The sequence below is a fragment of the Actinocorallia lasiicapitis genome (assembly GCF_054778695.1).
On sequence record NZ_BAAGZI010000021.1, the window covers coordinates 1 to 23,882 of the forward strand.

Sequence of the window (23,882 nt, forward strand, 5' to 3'; positions counted from 1 at the left end):
GGGGTGCCGTCCACGGTGGCGAGGGCGTGCAGCCCGGCCCGGACCTCGGGGAGGGTGGGCCTGGCCGCCGGGTCCTTGCCGAGAAGGGCGGCGATCAGTGGTTCGACCGCGGCGGGCAGGCCGGCCAGGTCGGGCTTGGACGACTCGTCCATGACCTTCGCGCAGAGCGCCATGAGCGAGGCGGCCGCGTACGGCGCATGCCCGGTGACGGCCCACAGCACGGCGCCGCCCAGCATGTAGAGGTCGGCCGCGGCGGTCACCCGGCGCGGGTCGCGAACCTGCTCGGGCGGCATGAAGGCGGGCGTCCCGAGGACCGCGCCGGAGAGGGTCAGCTCGTGTTCCTGCGGCAGCGCGTCGCGGACCAGGCCGAGGTCGATGACGCGCGGGCCGTTCCGGCCGAGGAGGACGTTGCCGGGCGCGAGGTCCCGGTGGAGCAGCCCGGCGGCGTGGATCGCCTCCAGGGCGTCGCAGAGAACGACGCCCAGCGCCGCCGCGTGGGCGGGTTCGAGCAGGTGGCCGCGTTCCTTGACGAGATCCTTCAGCGAGACGCCGCGCACGTACTCCATGGCCAGCCAGGGCGTCTCGGTCTCGTCCTCGAAGGCGTCGACGAGGCCTGCGACGGTCGGGGACTGGACGCTGCGCAGCGCCTCGATCTCGCGGAGGAACCGGGCCTTGACCTCGGGTTCGCCAGCCAGCTCCGCCCGGATCACCTTGACGGCTACGGCCTCGTAGTCGGGCCCGTAGCCGTAGTAGACCTGCCCCATGCCGCCGCGGCCCAGCCGGCCGAGGATGTTGATCGAGCCGAGGCGGCGCGGATCATCGGCGACCAACGGCTCCATGCCCACGCGCCCCCATACCGCCGAAACCGAAGATCGAGACCCTTAAGGATAGTGCAAGAGATTCTCTCGAAGCGGCAAAACCCCACATACCCTCCCCCGTCGCTCGATCACTCAAGGACCTTCATCACTCTATGCACCTGAGCGCACACCGCAAGCTGGCTTCCAGGTGGCATGCCACCACGGTCGTCCCACCCTTACCACCCGCCACATTTCGCCGACGAGTTCGAAATGCCGCCATTAAGACCTGCCCGTAAAGGGGCTATGGACACCTTAATTCGGCCATGAGAAAGTCTATTGTGGCCGCACGAAACTTCCCCAAGCCCGCGTTCACACAACTGATCGAAGAAGCGGTGGCCCGATTCGGCGGCGCCGTCACGCCAAAGCTCGCAGCGGAAATAGGGGGCCCGGAAGAACAGCTTCGGGAGCCGTTCACGCGACTTCTCGCCGACGTCGCACACGCCCTCGGCGTGGAGGTTCGCACCATCGGCGAAGTGGGCGACAGGTCCCTCGGGCTCCGCTTCGACTATGTGGTCAACGTCGCCGGGGCGCTCGTCGGCCATGTGGAACTGAAACGTCCGGGGAAAGGAGTTCCGCCGAACTGGCACGGTGACACCAAGGACCGCGAACAGTGGGAGAAACTCAGCAGGCTGCCGAACGTGCTCTATTCCGACGGCAACCACTGGGCCGTCTACCATTACGGCAAGCCGAGGTGCACGGGATCGCTCGCGGGCGACGTCAGAAGCGCCGGATCGCGATTGGCCCCGGGCGACGGCACGTTCGTCCAGGTGGTCAGCGCCTTCCTCCTGTGGAAGCCCCCGTCACCGCGGGGCATCAACGAGCTCGTGCGCGCCACCGCCAACCTGTGCAGGCTCCTAAGGGACGAGGTCGCCGAGGGCCTCCGGCTGGAGAACGAGGGCGCCAGCCGGGAGGAGATCTTCGCGGGGCTCGCCGGGGACTGGCGGATGCTCCTGTTCCCTGACCTCACCGACACCGAGTTCGCCGACGCCTACGCCCAGACGGTGACCTTCGCGCTGCTGCTGGCCCGGCTCGACGGCATCGACTTCGAACAGCACTCCCTGGCCGAGATCGCCAAACAGCTGGGGAAACGGCACGGGCTGATGGGCAAGGCCCTCGCGCTGCTCACCGAGAAGACCTTCGAGAGCAGAAGCGTCACCGTCACCACGATGCTCCGCGTCATCGGCGCGGTGGACTGGACCGACCCGGCCTTCTCCGGACCCGACCTCTACGCCAGGCTCTATGAGGGCTTCCTCGCGATCTACGACCCGGAACTCCGCAAACGCAGCGGCAGCTACTACACACCGCCCGAAGTCGCCCGGTTCATGGTCGCTTTCGTCGACGAGCTGCTCCGGGAGAAACTCGGCAAGCCTCGCGGGCTCGCCACCCGGGACGTCACGATCATCGACCCCGCCATGGGGACGGGCACGTTCCTCACCGAGATCGTCCATTCGGTGGCGCGGACCATCGCCGACGTCGAAGGCGAGCCCGCCGTCCCCGCGCAGTTGCGGTCGCTCTTCGGGCGGCTCATGGGCTTCGAGAAGCAGACCGGCCCCTACGCGGTCGCGGCCCTCGGGCTGCACCAGACCCTGAAGGTCGGCTACGGGACCGAACTGCCCGAACAGGAACTGGACCTCCTCGTTGCCGACACCCTCGACCACCCCGGTCCGGACTCGGTCCGACTTCCTCAGGCGGTCGAACCGGTGGCGCGCTCCCGTCGTCGCGCAGGCCAGATCAAACGCGACGTCCGGACCGTCGTCGCCATCGGCAACCCGCCCTACGGGAACAACGCCGGCGGGCGCGGCGGCTGGATCGAGAAGGGTGACCTGAGCCGTGGCGAGGAGCCGCCGCTCAATGCCTTCCGCGCGGACGAGAACGGACGCTACGAATATGTCCTTTCCAACCTCTACGTCTATTTCTGGCGCTGGGCGACCTGGAAGGTCTTCGACGCCCACGACGACTCCGCCGAAGGGATCGTCGCGTTCATCAGTCCAGCTTCCTTCCTCACGGGGCGCGGCCACGCCGGGATGCGCGATTACCTCCGGCGGACCACGGACGAGGGCTGGATCATCGACCTGTCGCCCGAACAGCACCAGCCGGACGTGTCCAGCCGCATCTTCCGAGGCGTCCAGCATCCTCTTTGCATCGCCTTCTTCATCCGCACCGGGAAACCGCACCGCGAAGAACTCGGACAGGTTCACCACCTGAGCGTCACTGGCGGCCGGACGGACAAGATGACCCGGCTGCAGAGCATCACGCTCACCGACCCGGACTGGTCGGACTGCACGGACGCCGACGCCCAGGCGCCGCTGCTTCCCTCAGGCTCCTCAGACTGGCTGTCCTATCCTCCTCTGGGCGATCTCATGCCCTGGTTCCTTTCCGGGATGAAGCCCAACCGGAACTGGGTCCATGCCCCTGACATCGAGACGCTCCGCCATCGATGGAGACGCCTGATCCGTTCCTCAGAGTTCCAGAAACCCCACTTGATGAAGGAAACGGGGGACAGAAACCTCACGAAGATCCCGCCCGCTCTGCCAGGAACCGCTCATCACACCGTTCCCCTCATCGGTGAAACGAGCTTCGACCCCAAGATCGAAGAGGTCGCTCTCCGAAGCTTCGACCGGCAACACGTCATCTACGACGCGCGCGTCCTGGACCGCCCGCGTCCCCCACTCTGGGACGTCCGAGGACCGGCTCAGATCTTCGTCACCGAACAGCACGCCCACCCCATCGACGCGGGTCCCGGCCTGACCTTCGCCTCGCTGGTCCCGAGCATGCACCACTTCAATGGCAGGGGCGGACGGGTCCTTCCGCTCTATCGCGATTCTTCGGCCCTCTCACCGAACATCGCTCCCGGACTGCTCCGGCTGCTCAGCGAACGTGTCCCGGTCGATGTCGGCCCGCGAGATCTCCTTGCCTATGTGGCGGCGACGGTCGCTCACGACGGTTACACGAAGAGACTCGCCGACGAACTCAGGACCCCCGGCATCCGGGTGCCGATCAGCGCCGACCCTGCCGTCTGGACCGAGTCGGTGACCATCGGGCATCAGATCCTGGCCCTTCACACCTATGGCGCCTGGACGCGCACTCCTTCCGCCAATGGATCCACGGTCCCGTGCCCATCGGGTGCCCGAAGGCCGAGGGTCGTCTCTCCGATACCCGACACGGCCGACGAGATGCCGGACGTCATCTCCTACGACCCCGGGGCGCTGACGCTCCACGTCGGCAGCGGAGCGATCAGCCCCGTCCCGCCCGAGGTCTGGGCCTACGAGGTCGCGGGCTGGCGGGTGGTGAAGAAATGGTTCGACTACCGGAAGAAGCGGCCCGGCGGCAAGCGCACTTCACCGCTCGACGACATCTTCGCCTCAGCCTGGACCGCGGACACCACCTCCGAGCTCCTTGAGCTGCTCGGTGTCCTCATCCTCGTGGTGGATCTCGAACCCCGCCAAGCGGACCTGCTCGACCGGATCTGCGCGGGCCCGCTGATCACGACCGCCGACCTTACGTCCACCCTCGTGCTGCCGGTCCCTCCGCGGGTGCGGAAGTCCGGCAGGATCGCTCCGCCCGGCAGTCAGCCGCTTCCCTTGACCGCGCTCTGAACCGAAGGCGACTCGTGCGGGTCCAGCGCGCCGGAGGTCAGCGCGTTCAGGGCCAGTCCGTAGGTCTCCTTGGCGACGGCGTCCATCCTTCTCAGCAGTTCCAGCCAGCTGAACAGGCCGCGGAACACCTCACCGTAGACGCGCTGCTCCGCCAGGGGGATCCGCGGGATCCGCGCGCGCCGCGGCGACCGCTGCTCACCCGTCGAGCCACTGCGGAGCTGGCGCCGGTTGATCTCGGACTGCAGGAACCCCGCCACAAAGTAGGGGTCGAGCTGGCTCGGGTCGCAGCGGAGGATCTGCAGCGAGCCCCGGTGACGGTTCAACCCGGAGAGGTCCGCGCCGGGCGCCACGACCAGTGGCGGCTCATCGGGCGTCATCGGAACGACCACGTCACCCGATCTGAGCCCGGCCGTGCGCGGTGGGATCTCGAGGCTTCCGGCTTGCTCCAGTTGCTCGATCTCGATCAGCGGGAAATCGAGGGGAGGGACCTGTGAAGGGCCGAAGAACGGCTGGCCGGCGGCGAACTCGGCGAGATGCCGGGTCAGCAGCGCGCCGTGCGATTGGAACGCGGCCACGACGTCCGCGACCGGCGGGATCACATAGAGCGAGGGGACCAGGGCGACCTCCTCGTCGAGAAGGTCGATCGCCGCGACGGTCCGGGTGAGCGCCTGATCCGTGTAGACGGCGTCCCAGGCGTGCGGGTCGGTCGGAACCTGTTCGGGCGAGAGCCCGCTGAGGTCCACCATCCGAACCGTGCGGTCCGGGCTGACGCCGACCCTCTCCATCATCCAGATGTGCAGCGGGGCGTGCCGACCGCCGAAGGCAGCCGGCAGTTGGATGACGCTTCTCAGAGCCCCGGAGCGGACTAGTTCAGCCCGGATGCGCCTGCCTGCGGGTCTTCCGGTCAGATCCTCAGGAAAGGCGATCACCGCCGTGCCGCCCGGCTTCAGGTAGGAGTAGCACATCTGGGACCAGCAGCCGACCAGGTCGCTGGCGGCGGGCAGCCCGAACTCCCAGCGTTGGTCATAGGTGAGATCCTCCAGCGGGACGGGCCGCGCCGGGTGCACGGCGCTCAAGGGCGGTAGGCAGAGGACGGCGTCGGCCTCCTGCCGGAAACGCGCCAATCGGTCCTCGCCGAACGGGCTGCCCACCGCGATCTCCGCCAGGTGCCGACGGGCCCGGCCGAAGCGTTCCCCGCAGTCCTCCACCGCCGCCAGGTCGACGTCCTGCCCGGCGAAGTCGACGCCGCCCCGCGAGAGCGCCAGAGCAGCGAGGAGCGTCTCGCCCCGGCCGCACGCGGGATCGAGCACGAGCCCGGAGTCGAGGGGTGCCATCAGGCTCGCCAGGAGCCGCGCCACCAGGCGGTCGTCCGGCAGTGACTCGTCCGCCTCGTCCGGTTCCCGGGCGGGTACCGATCCCGCCAGGACGGTCCGGTTGTTGGCCCGCAGCCATGCCTCGATCTCCTGCCACGAGAACGTCGGACTACTCGACGGACCGCCGACCGGATCGGGGAAGTCGAGGTAGCGCCGCCGCCAGTTCGACACCGCCGCGCGGCTCACCCCCACCATTCTGGCGATCTCCGCTGCCGTGACCTCCTGCGCCGCCACGTACCCACCTCCCTCAGACCTCCAGTGTACACAAGAGTCCGATTTATGGCGCTATGTGCAAACAACCGCCTTGTGTACACGGGTCATGTTGACAGTGCGCACAACGGTCTGCCAAGGTGTTCACGCCACCCGCCCAAACCCCCCTGGAGGCATCATGTGGCTCACCGATGCACAGAACGAGGCGATCTCGGCTCAGGATGTGAACATGCTCGTCGTCGCCTGCGCGGGGTCGGGCAAGACCGAAGTGATCGCCCAGCGCATCGCCGGTCTCCTCAGCCGCCCCGACGTGAAGCCTGAAAACGTCGTCGCCATCACCTTCACCGAGAAAGCCGCAGGTGAGCTCAAGGAGCGTGTTCACACTCGTGTACACGCGACTCTCGGCGAGGTTCACGGGCTCGCCGAGATGTTCATCGGCACCTTTCACGGCTACTGCCTCGAGCTGCTGCACGGCCACGCGCCTGAGGCGTTCAAGTTCAACGTCCTCAACGACCCGCAGTGCCGGCTGCTCATCGACAGGTACAGCGCGAAGTCGGGACTGACCAGCACCTACAAGGAGGTGCAGGGGGTTTCCGAACCGCTGAGCCGGTTCAAGCACTCCCGGCTCTACCAGCAGAGCATGACCGTCCTCCGGGAGGACGAGGTCGACCATGACCTGCTCCGTCCCGACCTCGCCGAGGGGCTCGAGAAGTACGAGACCCTGCTGAAGGAGAAGCGGTACTTCGACTACACGGCGCTGCTCGTCCAGGCCGTCCGTTACCTCGAGGACACCTCGGATCACGAGTCGGCGCAGGCCCTACGCCGTCACGTACGGGAGAACGTCAAGTACGTCGTCGTCGACGAGTACCAGGACACCAACCCGATCCAGGAGCGGCTGGTCAAGGCGCTCATCCGGTTCGGCGCCCGGCTGTGCGTCGTCGGGGACGACGACCAGACGATCTACCAGTGGCGGGGCAGCTCCAACGCCAACATCCTGTCCTTCGAACACCGCTACCCGGACGTCAAGCGCATCACGCTGAACGAGAACTTCCGCTGCTCACCCGCGGTGATCAGCGTCGCCCGGTCGGTGATCGAGCAGATCGCGGCCGGTGACCGGCTCGGCAAGGCGATGGAGGCCGCCGGCCACCAGCGGTTCACCCGCGGAGACCTGCTCGCGCTGGAGCTGCCCGGCCTGGCGGAGGAGGCCCGCTGGATCGCCGACCGGATCGAGGCGCTTCAGGGCATGCCCTTCACCGACTCGGCGGACGCCGAGCCTCGCGGGCTGAGCTGGTCGGACTGCGCGGTCCTCTTCCGCTCCGTCCGCGCCGACGCCGATCCGCTCGTCATCGAGCTACGACGGCGCGGCATCCCCTACATCGTGAAGGGCCTGACGAGGCTGTTCGAGACGCCCGAGGTCCAAGCGGCCGTGGCCTGCTTCCAGTACATCGCCGGAATGATCACCACGGACGATGTGCACGACGCGTGGCAGGCGGCCGCGGTCGGCTGCGACGAGGCCGCGATCGCACAGGGCGTCGCCGTCCTCGACCGGGCAGAGAACTGGGACACCTCCCGTCCCTGGGACTCCATCACCCTCCAGCGGATCTTCCTCGACTTCTTGGAGGCCTGCGGGATCAGGGAGGACACCGTCCCGGCGTTCGGCCACCGGCACCCGTCGGCGGGCAACCGCGGCGAGCTGGTCTTCTACAACCTGGGCCGGTTCTCCACCGCGATCGGCGACTACGAGCGCATCCACCTGACGACACCGCCCGCCGACCGGTTCGAGAACTTCGCCAAGTGGCTGCAGTTCCAGGCGCCCGACTACTACGAGGAGTCCGACGGCGACAACGGCTACGCCCAGCCCGACGCCGTCGTCATCGCGACCGTCCACCAGGCGAAGGGCATGCAGTGGCCGGCCGTCTTCCTGCCCGCGCTCCGCCGCAACACCTTCCCCGGTAAGCGGGCCGGAGGGCTCAACGTCTTCCACATCATCGACGAGATCCTCGTGTCGAACGCCGACCGGTACCGGGGCTCCATCGACGACGAGCGGCGGCTGTTCTATGTGGCGGCGACCCGTGCGCAGAAGTACCTCTTCATGACGTTCGCCCCGAACGGCAAGCAGACCGGCCGGTACGCGTCGGAGTTCTTCACCGCCGCCACCCGTAACAGCAACGTGCTGACCCGCGACGCCGGCCTCCCCGACATGCCGCGGCTCCAGCCGAGGCCCAGGCACGGCGTCGCCGACGTGGTGCTGTCCTTCTCCGACCTGAAGTACCTGCTGACCTGCCCGTACTCGTTCAAGCTCCGCCTCATGTACGGGTTCGACTCCCCGCTGCGCAAGGAGCTCGGCTACGGCAAGTCGCTGCACGACGTCATGGCTGAGATCCACAAGCGGGCGATCGAGGGCGACATCGTCACCGCCGAGGACTCCGAGGTCCTCGTGAAGCGGCACCTGCACCTGCCGTTCGCGAACCACGCCGCGGTGGAGCAGATGCAGCCGGCCGCCGTCGCGGCCGTGCGCCGCTACCTGCGCGAGAACGGCGCGACCCTGCACCAGACGGAGTTCTCCGAGCAGCCCGTCGAGATCCACCCCGCCCCCGGGGTGACCGTGACGGGCCGGGTCGACCTGATCAAGCGCCTCGACACCCGGGAGGTCTCGATCGTCGACTTCAAGTCCAGTTCCCGGGCCCAGGCCGAGGACGTCACCTGGGACCAGCTGCACGTCTACGCCCTCGGCTATCAGGAGCTCACCGGCGAGCGCGCGGACCTTGTCGAAGTCCACAACCTCGACAAGGACGCCAAATCCGAGCGGATCGTCGTCGACGACGCGCTGCTCGCTCAGATCGGCCCACGCGTCTCGGAGGCCGGTCAGCGCCTGCGGGACAACGACCTTCCCCGGCTGAAGCGGTGGTGCGACTCGTGCGCCACCTGTGACTTCGCCGGAATCTGCCGCCAGAAGGAGAACTGATGCACGGATACGCCATCGTGGACGTCGAGACGACCGGGTTCGCACCGTCCATCGGGGAGATCGTCGAGGTCGCCGTCGTCCAGGTCGACGCCGGCGGCGCCGTCACCGGGGAGTGGGACACGCTCGTCCGTCCGCGCGGCCGGATGTCCGGCACCCGCATTCACCGGATCACCCCGTCCATGGTGCAGCGGGCGCCGTCCTTCGAGGAGGTGGCCCCCCGGCTCCGGTCGCTGCTGTCGGGCCGCGTCGTCGTCGCGCACAACCTCTCGTTCGACGCCAGGTTCCTCACCGCGCAGCTCCAGGCCGCCGGGCTGCCCACCCCGCAGATCTCCGCGGGGATCTGCACTCTGCGGCTGGCTCGCCAGTATCTACGCGGCCCGAGTTTCAAACTCCCCGACTGCTGCTACGAGCTCGGCATCTCCTATACCGGCGCGCACGCCGCGCTCGCCGACACGCGGGCCACGGCCGCGCTCTTCCAGCACCTCGCCTCGGGCCGCCGGGCTCCCGCGGGCAGCGTCGTCCCCGCGTTCTCAGTACCCGCCCAGCGCATAGCGTCGCCCCGCCTCTCGCGTGCCACCACCGCCGGGCACCGCTGGTAGAGATCTCGTGAATCTCTCGGACGGAACATCTCGATACGAGTGGTGATGAATACTGTCTTCGTGGCCAAGGTGGGATCTGATATGGACCGGGGCGCGCAGCCGTTCGCTCACCTCGGCACGCCGCTGGAAGGGCTCTACCGGTCCATCCTCGAGATCTTCATGCGGGCCAAGCAGCGATTCGTCGTGCATCTCCGGCCCGAGGACGTCGCCGCAGACCTGGGCAGGGAGAGTGACGACGCGCTCGTCCAGGCGCTGGAGAAGCTCGTCGAGTGGGGCAATCTGCGGGCCGACGCCGACACCGGCCGGGTCACGTCCGTCGAGGACTTCCACCGCAAGCGGTTCCTGTTCCAGCTCACGCCCGAAGGCCATGCCGCCGAACAGGCGATCGCTCTCTACCACGAGGCGGTCGCCCTGCGCGGCTCTCTCCAGTCGGTCGCGCTCGCCGACATCGCCGATCAGCTGGCGGCGCTCGTGGTGCTGGCCGCAGACGACGCACCCGATCCGGTCAGGGTCCACCTCCTGCTCCTGGGGCTGACCGAGCGCTTCACTTCGCTCGCCGACAACGCGCAAGCGTTCATGGCCTCGCTCCGCCGGGCGATCGACTTCTCCGACGGGGACGTCGAAGGGTTCATCTCCTACAAGGAGCGGTTGATCGAGTACATCAACCGGTTCATCGCCGACCTGGCCAACTCCAGTGCGCAGATCGTCAGGCTGCTCTACGAGCTGGAGAGCCTCGGCCATGACCGCCTGCTCCGGTCGGCCGCACGCCGTGAAGCCGCCGACGCCGTCCCGGACGGCCCCGACACCGACGCCATCGTCGATCGAGCCGAACAGGCGGCGTTCGAGGCGTGGGAGAACCGCTGGCGTGGACTGACCGGCTGGTTCCGCTCGACCAGCACACGCGACGCCCAGGCGAAGCTGCTCCGCCAATCCGCGGTGACCGCGATCAAGCAGCTGATCGATGCCGTGGGGCTGCTGAACGAGCGCAGGTCGGGCAGATCGGACCGGTCCGCCGACTTCCGCACTCTGGCTCGGTGGTTCGCCGAGGCGCCCGACGACGACGCGGCGCACCGGCTGTGGCGGATCGCGTTCGGACTGAACCCCACCCGGCATCTGACGGTCACCGACACCACGCTCGACGCCTGGGCGGAACGGGAACCCGACTCGTCCACCCCGTGGGCCGAGGCGCCGCGTCTGCGGATCTCACCGCAACTGCGCAGGACCGGCTCCTACGAACGGCGCGGCAAACCGAACCAGGTGCGCAACCGCGACAAAGAGCGCCGGTTCCTGCGCGAGCAGGCCGACCAGGAGGCCGCCGAGACCGCCGCCGCCCGTGCGCTGCTCAGCACCGGCGGGCCCGTGCTCCTCTCTCAGCTGAACGTGCTCGACCCTCGCGCGTTCCGGCTGTTCCTCGGGCTGCTCGGCGACGCGCTGTCGGCGAGGGTTCCGGGCGAGACCGAGGTGAAGACGGTGACCGCGGACGGCTCCTTCGAGGTACGGCTGTCGATCGTCCCCGGCAGAGCGGAGGCGCGGATCGTCACCGAGGATGGCGTGCTCACCGGCCCGGAACACTTCATCGAGATCACCGACCTGATGGGGGAACCGTGATCGAGGAAGAGCGCGAAATGCGCCGGGCCGCGTTGCGGGCGCTCCTCGCCAAGCCTCTGCTCACCGCCGAGCACGACGGCGACGTCCTGCTCAAGGTCAGGCGCTGCGAGCGCGAATTGAGCTCCTGGCTGACCCGCGAGACCGGCTGGCGGCTGCATGTGGAGGCCGGGCTGGCCCGGCTGTTCAAGACGACCACGGCCACCGCCGACGCCACCCATCCGGCGCGCGGCCGGTCACGTGAGCCGTTCGGGCGCCGCCGCTATGTCGTCCTGTGCCTGGCGCTGGCGGTGCTGGAGCGCGCCGACGCCCAGACCACCCTGGGGCGGCTGGCCGAGGAGCTGCTGACCGCGGCCGCCGAACCCGATCTCGACTTCACGTTCGCTCTGGACAACCGGGCCGAGCGGGCCGACCTGGTGGCGGTGGTCCGGCTCCTGCTCGATTGGGGGGTGCTGCGACGGGTGGCGGGAGAAGAGGAGTCGTACCTGTCGTCGGCCGGGGACGTCCTGTACGACGTGCGACGCGCGGTGCTGTCGACCTTGCTGACCGGCGCCCGGGGGCCTTCGACCGTCCACGCGGACTCTTTGGCCGATCGTCTGGCCCAGCTCGTCGCTGAAGAGATGCCCGACACCGAGGATCTGCGGAACCAGACGCTCCGCCGGTCGCTCACCCGCCGGTTCCTCGAGGAGCCGGTCGTCTACTACACCGAACTGACCGAAGCCGAGCGGCTCTATCTGCACTCGCAGCGGCACGCGATCGTCCGGCGCATCGAGGAGGCGACCGGGCTGGTCGCTGAGGTCCGTGCCGAGGGGATCGCCATGGTCGACCCCAAGGACGAGCTGACCGACGTGCGGATGCCCGAGCAGCGCACCGATGGCCACCTCACCCTGCTGGTCGCCGAGCACCTCGCCGAGCGCGGCACCGCGACCCTCGATGAACTTCATGCGTTCGTGCGGCTGAAGGCCGCCGAACATCGGACCTTCTGGCGCAAGGGCGTCACCGACCCGGGCGCCGAGACCGAGCTCCTGGCGGACGCGCTCAGCAGGCTCACCGCGCTGCGTCTCGCCGAAGTGGCCGGAACGAGGGTCACCGCGCTCCCCGCGATCAACCGGTACGCGCTCGACGAACCTACGATCAAGGAATCAGCATGACGCTCCCGCTACCCGACTCTGAACGCTGGAAGCCGCTGCGGGCCGGGCTCGTGGACATCTTCCACTACGACGCGGAAGAGTTCCATTTCCACGACGGCAGACTGCTGCTGCGCGGCAACAACGGCACCGGCAAGTCGAAGGTCCTCGCCCTGACACTGCCGTTCCTGCTGGACGGCGAACTTGCCCCGCACCGGGTGGAGCCCGACGGCGACCGGCAGAAGCGCATGGAATGGAACCTGCTGCTCGGCGGTCGGCATCCGCATCCCGAGCGGCTCGGTTACACCTGGCTGGAGTTCGGGCGTCGCACCGCCGACGGAACCGCCGAGTACAAGACGATCGGCTGCGGGCTGAAGGCCGTCAAGGACCGCGGCATCACCCGGCACTGGTTCTTCGTCACCGGGCAGCGCGTCGGCGAGGAGCTGCACCTTCTGTCCGCCGCCGGAGTCACGATCACCCGGGACAAGCTCCGGGACGCGCTCGACGGCCACGGGACGGTCTACGACCGGGCCTCCGACTATCGGCGGGCCGTCGACGCGGCGCTGTTCGGCCTCGGTGAACGACGGTACGAGGCGCTGATCAACCTGCTGATCCAGTTGCGGCAACCGCAGCTGTCGAAGAAGCCCGACGAGAAACTGCTGTCGAAGGCCCTCACCGAGGCGCTCCCGCCGATCAGCCCGGCGCTGGTCGACACCGTCGCCGAGGCGCTCCGCGGCCTCGACGAGGAGCGTGACGCCCTTCGTGCGCTGGACGAGACGAGCCGGGCGGCCGACGCCTTCCTGATCCACTATGGGCGGTACGCGAAGATCGCCACCAAGCGCAAGGCCGGTGTGCTCCGGGTGGCCCACAGCCGCTACGAGCATCTCGGCCGCGATCTCATCGAGGCCGAGAACAACCTGAAATCGGCGTTGGCCACACTCGCCGAGGCCGAACAGCGGCTGAAGGGCCTTGAAGAGGAGCGGCTGCGACTGGAGGCTCGGCAGACCGCACTCCGGCAGAGTCCCGAGATGCGCGACGCTCAGCGGCTGAAGGAGACCGGTGCGGAGGCGGCCCGGCTGACCAGATATGCAACGGAGCGGGGCAGGGAGGCTTCGGAGCAGGCTGAGCGGGTAACCCGAGCCGAGCGCCGCGGGCAGGAACTAGGCCGTCGCAGGGATGACGCCGAGACTGAGCTCTCGGCCGCGTCGGACGCCGCCGAGGTGACGGCGGGACGCGCCGGATTCGGCGCCGAGCACCGAGCGGCCCTCCGCGACTGCGCGAGCGACATGCCCGACGCGCGCAGAATCACCGCCGAACTCGCCAAGCGGCGGGCCGCCGCGATCAACGAGCTCGAACGGCTGCTCGCCGTCGTCGAGTCCGCGAAACGCCGATGGGAGCGGGCTCGGGACGAGGTGACCCGGCTCACCGGGGAGTCGCAGGAGGCCGCCGAACGCATCGCCACCGCCGACGGGGCCGTCCTGTCCCGGGCCGATGAGCTCAGCGAGCTGTACCGGAGGTATCTCTCCGGGCTCACCGAGATCCCGATCCCCGATCCCGACCTCGTCCTCTCCGACCTGGCCGCATGGTCGATCACGGAGTCCGACGCCAACCCCGCCGCGGCCGCCGTGGGCGAGGCCGTCCAGTCCGCCACCTCCGATCTCGCCCGTGCGGACGCCGTCCTGGAGCGGTCTCAGGACGATGGCCGGCATCGTCTCGGGGAGCTCCGCGCGCGCATCCGCCGCCTCGAGTCCGGCGGGACCGACGCGCCGCCCATGCCGCACACCCGCACCGCCGACGGCCGTTCGGGGCGTCCCGGCGCTCCCCTGTGGCGGGCGGTGGACTTCACCGACGCGCTCGCCGCCGACCAGCGAGCGGGCCTCGAGGCCGCGCTCGAAGCAGCCGGACTGCTCGACGCGTGGATCACTCCCGACGGACGGATCCTCGCCGCCGACGACACCTTCCTGCTGGCCGGCCCCGTCTCCGGCGGCCTCACCTGCGCCTCTGTGCTGCGCCCCGCCGTCGACCGCTCGGCCGCGGCCGATGTTCCCTCCGATCAGGTCATCGCGGCGGTGCTCGGCCGGATCGGCCTGGGACCCGGCGCCGGAACGTGGGTCGCGGCCGACGGACGCTGGGGCAACGGCGTACTGGCCGGGCGCTGGCGCAAGGACAGCGCGGTCTTCATCGGCGAGGGCGCCAGGGAGGCCGCACGCAGGGAACAGCTCGCGGCGGCCCTCGTCGAGGCCGAGGACGTCGAAGATCGGCTTGAGAAGATCGCCGAAGAACGGCGGTCGGTCGCCACCCGACGGCTGCGGCTGTCCGCCGAGTACCGGGAGCTCCCGTCCGACACCCCGCTCCGGGAGGCCCACATCCGGCTCGCCGAGGCGCACCGGCGCAGGCGCGAACTCGACGAGGCCCGGCTGGCCGCCGCCGCCAGAGCCGACCATCTCCGTGTGGAAGCCGAGGTGGCCGCTGTACACGCCACGGAGTTCGCGCAGGACGTCGGTCTTCCCGCTGACCCGGCGGCTCTTCCCGACGTCAAAGCCGCCCTGTCGGACTACCAGGTCGCCCTCGCGGGCCTCTGGCCGGCCATCGCGACCGCCTCCGCCGCCCGCACCGCGGTCGCCGAGGCCGACGCAGAACTGGCCGTCGTCCGCGACCGCGCCGACCAGAGCGTGGTCGTGGCGGAGGAAGCGCACGGAGCGGCGGCCGTCGCCGAGGAGACCTACCGAGCCCTCGTGGAGACGGCGGGGGCCGGGGTGGAGGAACTGTTCCGGCGGCTCGGCGACGTGGAGCTGGCGCTTGACGAGCGGCGGATCACCGAGATACGGACTCGCACCGTCCAGCAGGAGACAGTACTGGCCCAAGGCCAGGCCGAAGGCCGCAGACAGTCGCTAAGGCAGGAGATCCGGCAGGCGGTCGAGGTCCGTGATCGCGCCGTCGAGGAGTTCCGGTCCTTCGCGGCAACGGGTGTCCTCTCGCTGGCGCTACCCGAGGCCGGGCTTCCCGACCCGGCTGATCCCTGGAGCGCCAAGGCAGCCGTGCTGCTCGCCCGCACCATCAACACGGAGCTGGAGCAGACGGACGACGCCGACGGCCCCTGGAACAACAGCCAGCGCCGGGTCACCGAGGAGCACAAACTGCTCTCCGATGCCATGTCGCGGCACGGCCACTCGGTCGGCATGGTCCTCCGGGACGGAATCATGCTGGTGGACGTGGTCTTCCAAGGCCGCACCCGGGACATTCCCGAACTCGCCGCCGCCCTCACCGAAGAGAACAAGCAACGAGCCCGGCTGCTGTCGGCGCAGGAGCGGGAGATCCTGGAGAACCATCTCCTCAATGAAGTCGCCGGGGCACTCCATGAACTGATCATCACCGGCGAGGAAGAAGTCGCGGCGATGAACGGCGAGCTCACGGCCCGCCCGACCTCGACCGGTATGACGCTCCGTCTGCTCTGGCGGCCCGCGAAGAAGGCCCCCGAGGGACTGGAGGCCGTGCGGGCCAAGCTCCGCCAGACGATCGACGCCTGGAGCGAGGACGATCGGGCGGCGGTCGGCGGGTTCCTGCAGGAGCAGATCGCCCGTGAACACGCCGAGAACCCATCGGCCGGATGGACCGACCAGCTCACCCGGGCGCTGGACTACCGGAGCTGGCACGAGTTCGTGATCCAGCGTCATCAGGACGGCCATTGGCGTCCCGCTACGGGCCCCGCCTCCGGCGGCGAACGGGTGCTCGCGGCGTCCGTGCCGCTGTTCGCCGCGGCCTCGGCCTACTACAAGTCAGCGACGAATCCGCACGCCCCGCGGCTGGTCGCCCTCGATGAAGCCTTCGCCGGCGTCGACGACGACTCCCGCGCCAAGTGCCTCGGGCTGCTCGCCACCTTCGACATGGACGTCGTCATGACCAGCGAACGCGAGTGGGGCTGCTATCCGCAGGTGCCGGGCCTCGCCATCTGCCAGCTCTCCCGCCGAGACGGCATTGACGCGGTCCTCGTCACCCCTTGGCGGTGGGACGGCCGGGAACGGACACGGATGCCCCGGCCCGACGTCTTCCTTCCCGCGGAAGCGAAGACCCCGCCCGCCGCGGAGGCACTCTTCTCATGAACGATGCCCCGGCCAATGATGAGCGGCTGCGCAGGCTCATCGGCGCCGAAGACCTCGCGTGGCTGGTCGAGCGGGTCCGGCAGCGGATCGCCAAGAACGTCCCGCTCACCGGGACGGTCAGCCTCAGCGACCCGACCGCCGGGCAGCGCCGGGCCCTGGCCGCTCTACTCGGCCGCAAACCCGCCACCGGGACGTCCCTGACCGTGAACCTGTCCTCAGTCGATGCTGTGCTCCACTCCACCGGCCACGGCGGGCTCGCCACCGCCGTCACCGCCCTCACCGGACCGGTCGACCTGCTCTCCGCGGAACGGCTGCGTACCGAGAACGCATGGCGGCAGGCCCTCGCCCCGCTGGACGCTGCCGTCGCCGGCGGTCCGGGGCAGCTGGCCGAATGGCGATCGTGGATCGACGCCACCGGACTGATTCGGCGTCTCGCTCCCGATCCCGCCGACGCGGCCGTCCTGCTGACCTCGTTCGTGAGCGTCCTCGATCGCCTGCCCGCTCGTTCGATCCCGCTGGGCCGGCTCGCGGCCGAGACCTGTCTCGACGCCCATGCCCTCGACGAGGGCCGACCGCTCGCAACACTCGTCCTGTCGGCGGCGCGTGCCCTGACGGGACGGCCGTTCCGGAGCGAATCGTCGGCCGAGTCTCGCCGGGCTGTCTGGGCCGCTGTCGGCGTCCACGTCGACGAGTTGTCCTCGACCGTCCTCACGCTCGGGCTCGCGGCCGAACCTTCCTCGCTGCTAGGCGCCGTCCTGGCGGCTCACCGAAGCGCGGGAGAGCCGGCCGTCCTGACGCTCCGGCAGCTCCGCCGCCATCCCAAGCCCCTCTTCGCCGAACGCGTGCATCTGTGCGAGAACCCGGTCGTCATCGCAGCGGCCGCTGACGACCTTGGCTCCGCCTGCCCTCCCATGGTCTGCGTCGGCGGCCATCCGTCCGCGGCGGTCTGGCGGCTACTCACCCTCCTCCGTGAGGGCGGCGCCGTCTTCGCTTACCACGGCGACTTCGACTGGGGCGGTGTCTCCATCGCCGTGGCTCTCCACCAGCGTGTCGGTTTCGTCCCCTGGCGCTACTCTGTGGCCGACTATCGTGCGGCCCCTGCCGGGGGTGCGCTCACGGGACGGCCCCTCCCCACCCCGTGGTCTCCCGAGCTCAGCTCGGCGATGGCGTCCCGAGCACTCCGGATCGAAGAGGAGCTTCTCCTCGACCGGCTCATCGAGGACCTTCGCGCCGTCGATCCGGCGTCGTCCACAGGCTGCGCGGAGCTGGAGGGCGCCGATGATAGCTTGGAGTGAGCATTGTCGATCATCGGATCCTCCGAGGGATGGCCGGGGCATGGCGCGTCGCCTATCGAAGATCACGGTCGAGGGTTTCACCTCGATCCGATCGGCCGCGGTTGAGCTCGGATCCATGAACGTCCTCGTCGGGGCCAACGGCGCCGGCAAGAGCAATTTCGTGCGAGCGCTGGAGCTGCTCGGATACCTCGCAGACGGCGAGCTCGGGCTGTTCGTCGGCCTTGCGGGCGGAGCTTCGGCCCTGCTGCACGACGAGCCGGGAAGCACCGCACGGATCAGCCTCGCTCTCGAGGCCGGTGCCAACTCCTACAATGCCGTCCTCCGGCCAGGATCCCGAGATGACCTGATCTTCGACTCCGAGTTCATCGGCTATGGCGGGTTCGCAAATCCCTTTTCGCTGAACCTCGGCCGCGGCCACCGGGAAAGCCTCCTCAACGAGGAGATCGAGGAACGGGGCGAGGCGAGCATCGCCGGCCACGTCGCCGAGATCCTCAACGGCTGCCGTGTCTACCATTTCCACGACACCAGCAGGAACGCGCCGGTGAAGCGGAACTCGTTCATCTCCGACAACGAAAAGCTGCATGCCGACGCCGCCAACCTCGCCCCGGTCCTTCTGCGGATGAGGGAGTCCGAGCCGACCCACTACCGGCGGGTCGTCAGCTCGATCAAACAGGTCGCGCCTTTCTTCCGCGATTTCGTCCTCGAGCCGGAGGCCGCCGCAGACAAGATCAGCCTTCGCTGGCGGCAAGAGGGATCTGAGACGGTGCTGCCCGCCAACGCCTTCTCGGACGGAACACTGCGATTCGTCTGCCTCTCCGCCCTGCTGCTGCAGCCGGAGCTGCCCGCGCTGGTGGTGCTGGACGAACCCGAGCTCGGGCTTCATCCGTTCGCGATCGTCCAGCTCGCTGAGATGCTGCAGACCGCGGCGGCGACGAGCCAGGTCCTCATCGCCACCCAGTCGGTCACCCTCATGAACCGTTTCTCGATCGACGACCTCATCGTCGTCGAGCGCGCCGACGGCGCCTCGGTGTTCAGCCGCCCCGACCCCGAACGGCTCGATGCCTGGCTCGACGAGTACGGCCTCGGTGAGCTCTGGGAGAAGAACCTCCTGGGCGGACGGCCGGCCCCTGAGTGATGAAGCGCGTCCACGTCCTGGTCGAGGGCCAGACCGAAGAGGTCGTCGTCCAGCAGATCCTCCTCCCCCACTATGCGGCGTCCGACGTCCACCTGACCTGTTCGCTGCTCACCACCAAACGCTCCGCCCGAGGCCCGAACCACAAGGGCGGTGTCAGCAACTGGCCGCGGCTGCTCGGCGATATCACCCGGCTGCTCGGCGACACCTCGCTGACCGTGCTCACCACCCTGTTCGACTATTACGCGTTCCCCGCCGACGCCCCTGGCATGGCCGATCGGCCCGCGAACGGCACCGCCGTCGACAGAGTCCGGCACGTCGAAGGGGCCCTGGCCAAGGCCGTCAACGACCCCCGGTTCGTCCCCCACCTCGTACTCCATGAGACCGAGGCATGGGTCCTGTGCGGCAGCGACCATCTCGTCGATCTGATGGGCCGTCCCTGCCCCGGCCTCTCCGCGCACGTCCATGCCGCGGGAGGCCCGGAGCTGGTGAACGATCATCCCGAGACCGCCCCGTCGAAGCTCATCCTCAAGACCTACCCTGAGTACCGCAAGACGGTCGACGGCCCCATGATCATCGACGCCGTCGGTTTCACCTCCATCCGCGCCAGCTGCCCCCACGCCGACGAACGCTTCACGACCGTGGAAGACCATCTGAGCGGCTGAGCCCTGAGCAGTTCGGGAAACCAGGGCGTCGGTGACCACCAGCAACCGCCATCGATCGTCTCCGGCCGTCTGCTGCGCCGCTCTCACCTCGCTCTGGTACCTGCTCTGCAGCCATCGGAAGGCCACCCATTCGCCAGAACCCGATCGCGTCCCGCTGAGCCTGGAGAGGCTGGATCGGCCTACGGCGGCCGCGTCTGGAACACCTGACGCGGCCGCCCCTCGGGCACGTCCGAGGGACGCCGACACCGGGTGGGGGCCTCGACATGTCCTCTCGGGGGTGTTGGTGCGTCATTGGTGCGTCACTGTGGTGACGCACCGCCCGCCGTCCGTTCCGCACGACTCGCGGAAAACCCTTATGCCACAGGGCCTGTTGGTAGGGCGGGTGGGGTTCGAACCCACGACCGACGGATTATGAGTCCGCTGCTCTTACCGGCTGAGCTACCGCCCCTGGTTGGGGTTGATCCTAGTGGGTTGGGGTGGGGTGGGGGTCAGCCGAAGGCCAGGGCTGCGGTGGTGAAGAGGTGGGTGGGGGTGGACGGGATCGCGGGGCCCTGTTCCATGAGGTCGCAGGAGAAAGAAGGGAGGAGGGAGTGGGTGGAGGACCAGGTGAGGAGTTCGGGCTGCCAGGCGCCGATCTCGACTCGGTAAGGGGCGGGGGTGGTGGCGATCAGGTCCGTCAGGAGGGTGATGGCGGTTTCGGGGCGGTCGGCGGAGAGCGGGCCGAGGAGGGTGTGGTTCTCGTAGCGCCAGGCGCCGGCTGAGCCCAGGAGGGTGCCGTCGGGGGCGTCGACCACGCGGAAGGTCAGGGCGTGGGACTCGAAAAGGGTGGTGAGGAGGGCGGTGCGGGGGGTGCCGGTGGCGGCGGTGTCCAGGGCGATGATCGCGGGGAGGTCGGCGGGGGTGGCGGGGCGGGACAGGCCCGTCTCGGTGAAGGACGGGGAGCCGAAGTGGGCGGTGATGGGGGCGATGGAGCGGAAGCCGAGACGTTCGTAGAGGGGACGGCCGTAGGGGGTGGCGGTGAGGACATGGCTGTCGGTCCCCGAGGTGTCCATGATGTGGCGCATCAGCCGGCCGCCGAGGCCGCGACGTTCGTAGCGCGCGGCGGTGACGACCATGCTGACGGCCGTGGCGGTGGTTCCGTATCGGGTGCCCACGGCCATCGCGGCGAGCCCGTCGCCGTCCGGGGCCGGGATGCCGTAGACGGTTCCGACCGCGAACAGCAGGTCCCACTTCGCGTCTTCACGACCCCAGTCGCGCGACTCGGCGAGATCCTGGCACAGGGGGAGTTCCGCCCGGGCGAGCTCACGGATCATGAAGGTCATTCGCCTTATCTTAGGGGTCACGTGAGCGGAGGTCACGGGGGTTCCGGCGGCCTCGGGCAGGGTAGATCAACTTCGTGAACGTGATCGCCCGGCGGGTGCTGCAGCTCCACGACGACAACGGACGCCTGGTCGGCGATGTCATCATCTCGATCGGCCAGCCGTACCTCGACACCGAAGGGCTCGACCCTTTGGAGGCCGACGCCCCCTGGGCGTGCCCCTACCGGATTGAGGGGCTCGGGGTCTGGGACGGCGACTACAGGATCGTCGGCGAGGACGCCGTCCAGGCGCTCCAGCTCGTCCACGGGGTGATCTGGGGGGTCCTGGAAGGGTCGGAGCAGGCGTCGCAACTCCGGCTGTGGGGCGAACCCGATCTTGGTTTCCCGTCGCCGTTCAAGCGGGTCAGGGTGCGGCACGAACCGGCCTCCGACAGCGCGTACATCGGGTTCAGCGGGGTGTTCGACCAGGACGGGGAGGCCGTCGACCAGCTCGAGGTCGACGACAGGGAGGGCGAACTGGCCGCCATCCTCGACTTCGCGCACTCCGGCGAGCTGGTCGGCGTCGAACTGTTCGGCGCCAGCTCCCGCCTGCCGGAGGGCCTGCGCCGCCAAGCCGTCGTCCAGGAACCCTGAACGCAGAACCCTGATCATCATCCTGCCGAGTGATGCGCCGCAAGGCGCATCCGTCTGAGGTTCGAGCACGATCTCCGCAGTGAGCGGCTGTCGGGGCACGCCCGGAGGTCGCTACCCTCATCGGCATGTCCCGACTCCGTGGTTCGAAACTCGCAGGCGCCTTCCTCGCGGTCCCCCTGGCCACCGCCCTGATCACCGGTTGCTCGTCCGGCGACAAGGACGCGAAGGTCTCCGCCGATCTGCCTCCCGCCCAGGAGGTGCTGTCCCAGTCGGCCACGGCGATGAAGGACGTCTCCTCGGTGGCCTTCAACCTCACCACCGAGGGCTCGCCGGAGATCCCGGTGAAGGCGATGCAGGGCGATCTACTCAAGTCGGGCGACGCCCAGGGCACCGCGACGATCAGTGCGCTCGGCCAGACCATCGAGGCCAAGTTCGTCCTGGTCGGTCCGGACTTCTACTACTACGTCATCGGCAAGTACACCAAGGCCCCCCGGTCGACGATCAGCAATATCGTCGACCCGTCGGCGATCCTCAACCCCGACAAGGGTGTGCCGCTGCTGCTCACCCAGGCGCAGAACGCCCAGTCCACCGCCCATGAGGACGGCTCCGTCAAGATCGACGCGACGCTGCCGGCGGCCGCGGTCTCCGGGCTGGGCGTCAAGGCGACCACCGACGTCAAGGGTTCGGTCTGGGTCAGCGACACCGACCACCGGCTGACCAAGGTCCGGATGGAGATGCCGGGCGGCTCGGTGATCCTCGCCCTGTCGAACTACAACGCCGACCCGCAGATCAAGGCCCCGCAGTAATGACCGGCCCGCGCGCCGTAAACCGGAAGGCCGCGATCGGGGTCGGCGGGGCCGTGGTCCTGCTGGCCTCCCTGGACGCCTACGTCGTCGTCACCGTGCTCACCCAGATGGTGAAGGACGTGGGCGTCCCGGTGAACCGGCCGGAGCGGATCACCCCGGTCGTCACCGGGTTCCTGCTCGGCTATGTGGCGGCCATGCCGCTGCTCGGCCAGCTCTCGGACCGGTTCGGCCGCCGCACGGTGCTGCATCTGTGCCTGGCGGCGTTCGCGATCGGCTCGGGGATGACGGCCGTGGCCGACTCCCTGCATCTGCTGGTCGCGGGCCGGGTGGTGCAGGGGATCGCGGGCGGCGCGCTGCTGCCGATCACGATGGCGCTCGCCGGCGACCTCTGGTCGGAGCGGCAGCGGCCGCTGGTCCTCGGGGTCGTGGGCGCCGCGCAGGAGCTGGGCAGTGTGCTCGGCCCGCTCTACGGGGCCGGGCTGGCGGCGCTGGTCGGATGGCGCGGGATCTTCTGGGTGAACGTGCCGCTGGCGGTGGCGGCGATGGTCGCGGTGCACTTCACGGTGCCGTCCGGCCGTCCCGGGCAGCCGGCCAGGGTCGACGCGGTCGGCGGGGTCCTGCTCGCCGTCGGGCTCGGGCTGCTGGTGTTCGGCTCCTACAACCCCGAGCCTGAGCTGGGCGCGCTGCCGTCGTGGGGTGTGCCGTGCCTTGCGGGCGGCGCGGTCGTGCTGGTGCTGTTCGGGTTCTGGGAACGGCGGGCCAAGGCGAAGCTGCTCGATCTGACCGGGGTCCGCAAGACCCCGGTGTTCGTCGTGCTGGCCGTCAGCCTGCTGTCGGGCGCCGCGCTCATGGTCACGCTGGTGGACATGCAGCTCGTCAGCACCACCCTGCTCAAGCAGACCCCCGCCGAGGGGGCGCTGCTGCTGGCCCGTTTCCTGGTGGCGTTGGCGGTCGCGGCGGTGCTCGGCGGCGTCGTCGCCCACCGTTACGGCGACAGGTGGCCGTTGACGGCCGGGATGGCGGTGGCCGGAATCGGCTACCTTCTGATCGCGGGCTGGCCGCTCGATCCGACGACCGCTTCGTATGGTCCGCTCCCCCGGATGGACCTCGATCTGGCCCTCACCGGTCTGGGACTCGGCCTGGTCATCGCGCCGGTCTCCTCGGCGGTGCTGCGGCTGGTCCCGGCGGGGCAGCACGGGGTGGCGTCGGCCGCGGTCGTCGTCAGCCGGATGATGGGGATGCTGCTGGGCATCGCCGCGCTGGGCGGATTCGGCTTCCACCGGCTCCAGACCCTGATCGTGGAGCGGGAACTGGTGCCGCCGCTGCCGTTCGGGATGGACCCCGAGGAGTGGAAGAAGGCCTACGCGGCCTACGAGCACGGCATCGCGGAAGTCCTGCACATCGAGTACCGCGAGATCTTCCTCATCACGGCGGGGCTCTGCCTCCTGGGCGCCGTCCTCGCGGCGACACTGCGGGAACCGGCTCCCGAAGTTTCCGCTTCCGGACATGAAGATCGCGTTAGCGCCTAGTCAACGCGTTGTCAGAACTGATCGGCTCCTGCTTGGGTGGTGGGACGGCCGCGGCCTCCCCCCGAACACCGC

Annotated in this window: 15 protein-coding genes and 1 tRNA gene; 12 read left to right on the plus strand and 4 right to left on the minus strand. The window is 69.2% G+C overall.

Annotated features, from left to right (window positions below):
• On the minus strand, positions 1–839 hold an 839-nt coding region (locus ACYVE7_RS04620; protein ID WP_460363269.1), incomplete at its 3' end, for a serine/threonine-protein kinase.
• Positions 840–1,330: 491 nt separating this feature from the next.
• Here ACYVE7_RS04620 and ACYVE7_RS04625 point away from each other — a divergent pair.
• Positions 1,331–4,453 (plus strand): type ISP restriction/modification enzyme, encoded by a 3,123-nt coding sequence (locus ACYVE7_RS04625; protein WP_460363270.1) that lies wholly within the window; start codon positions 1,331–1,333, stop codon positions 4,451–4,453.
• Here ACYVE7_RS04625 and ACYVE7_RS04630 read toward each other — a convergent pair.
• Complete coding sequence (locus tag ACYVE7_RS04630; RefSeq protein WP_460363271.1) at positions 4,426–6,060, minus strand: N-6 DNA methylase; 1,635 nt, start codon at positions 6,058–6,060, stop codon at positions 4,426–4,428. The two genes, ACYVE7_RS04625 and ACYVE7_RS04630, sit on opposite strands and share 28 nt — an antisense overlap.
• Positions 6,061–6,214: 154 nt before the next feature.
• Here ACYVE7_RS04630 and ACYVE7_RS04635 point away from each other — a divergent pair, with 154 nt between their 5' ends.
• From ACYVE7_RS04635 to ACYVE7_RS04670, 8 genes are all read left to right on the plus strand, one after another.
• Positions 6,215–9,001 carry an ATP-dependent helicase gene (locus ACYVE7_RS04635; protein WP_460363272.1) on the plus strand — a complete coding sequence of 929 codons (2,787 nt, stop codon included), beginning with the start codon at positions 6,215–6,217 and terminating at the stop codon, positions 8,999–9,001.
• Positions 9,001–9,600 (plus strand): 3'-5' exonuclease, encoded by a 600-nt coding sequence (locus tag ACYVE7_RS04640; RefSeq protein ID WP_460363273.1) that lies wholly within the window; start codon positions 9,001–9,003, stop codon positions 9,598–9,600. Before ACYVE7_RS04635 ends, ACYVE7_RS04640 begins: the two co-directional genes overlap by 1 nt.
• 81 nt (positions 9,601–9,681) lie before the next feature.
• Complete coding sequence (locus ACYVE7_RS04645; protein ID WP_460363274.1) at positions 9,682–11,208, plus strand: TIGR02677 family protein; 1,527 nt, start codon at positions 9,682–9,684, stop codon at positions 11,206–11,208.
• Positions 11,205–12,356 carry a TIGR02678 family protein gene (locus ACYVE7_RS04650; RefSeq protein WP_460363275.1) on the plus strand — a complete coding sequence of 384 codons (1,152 nt, stop codon included), beginning with the start codon at positions 11,205–11,207 and terminating at the stop codon, positions 12,354–12,356. The genes ACYVE7_RS04645 and ACYVE7_RS04650 overlap by 4 nt, the downstream gene beginning before the upstream one ends.
• The gene (locus tag ACYVE7_RS04655) at positions 12,353–16,432 is read left to right on the plus strand and encodes a TIGR02680 family protein (protein WP_460363276.1); all 4,080 of its coding nucleotides are present in this window, start codon (positions 12,353–12,355) and stop codon (positions 16,430–16,432) included. Before ACYVE7_RS04650 ends, ACYVE7_RS04655 begins: the two co-directional genes overlap by 4 nt.
• Positions 16,429–17,727, plus strand: a complete 1,299-nt coding sequence (locus ACYVE7_RS04660; protein ID WP_460363277.1) for a TIGR02679 family protein — start codon at positions 16,429–16,431, stop codon at positions 17,725–17,727. The genes ACYVE7_RS04655 and ACYVE7_RS04660 overlap by 4 nt, the downstream gene beginning before the upstream one ends.
• 40 nt (positions 17,728–17,767) lie before the next feature.
• The gene (locus ACYVE7_RS04665) at positions 17,768–18,862 is read left to right on the plus strand and encodes an AAA family ATPase (protein WP_460363278.1); all 1,095 of its coding nucleotides are present in this window, start codon (positions 17,768–17,770) and stop codon (positions 18,860–18,862) included.
• Positions 18,862–19,524 carry a DUF4276 family protein gene (locus ACYVE7_RS04670; RefSeq protein WP_460363279.1) on the plus strand — a complete coding sequence of 221 codons (663 nt, stop codon included), beginning with the start codon at positions 18,862–18,864 and terminating at the stop codon, positions 19,522–19,524. Before ACYVE7_RS04665 ends, ACYVE7_RS04670 begins: the two co-directional genes overlap by 1 nt.
• A 371-nt stretch (positions 19,525–19,895) precedes the next feature.
• Here ACYVE7_RS04670 and ACYVE7_RS04675 read toward each other — a convergent pair.
• Positions 19,896–19,972, minus strand: a tRNA-Ile gene (locus tag ACYVE7_RS04675).
• Between the two features lie 40 nt (positions 19,973–20,012).
• A complete protein-coding gene (locus ACYVE7_RS04680) occupies positions 20,013–20,846 on the minus strand; it encodes a GNAT family N-acetyltransferase (protein WP_460363280.1) in 834 nt (277 codons plus the stop codon).
• Between the two features lie 74 nt (positions 20,847–20,920).
• Between ACYVE7_RS04680 and ACYVE7_RS04685 the strand changes: the two genes are divergently transcribed.
• From ACYVE7_RS04685 to ACYVE7_RS04695, 3 genes are all read left to right on the plus strand, one after another.
• Complete coding sequence (locus ACYVE7_RS04685) at positions 20,921–21,475, plus strand: DUF6968 family protein (RefSeq protein ID WP_460363281.1); 555 nt, start codon at positions 20,921–20,923, stop codon at positions 21,473–21,475.
• A gap of 125 nt (positions 21,476–21,600) precedes the next feature.
• The gene (locus ACYVE7_RS04690) at positions 21,601–22,281 is read left to right on the plus strand and encodes an LppX_LprAFG lipoprotein (RefSeq protein ID WP_460363283.1); all 681 of its coding nucleotides are present in this window, start codon (positions 21,601–21,603) and stop codon (positions 22,279–22,281) included.
• Positions 22,281–23,810 carry an MFS transporter gene (locus ACYVE7_RS04695; RefSeq protein ID WP_460363284.1) on the plus strand — a complete coding sequence of 510 codons (1,530 nt, stop codon included), beginning with the start codon at positions 22,281–22,283 and terminating at the stop codon, positions 23,808–23,810. The genes ACYVE7_RS04690 and ACYVE7_RS04695 overlap by 1 nt, the downstream gene beginning before the upstream one ends.
• The last annotated feature ends 72 nt before the right edge of the window (positions 23,811–23,882 follow it).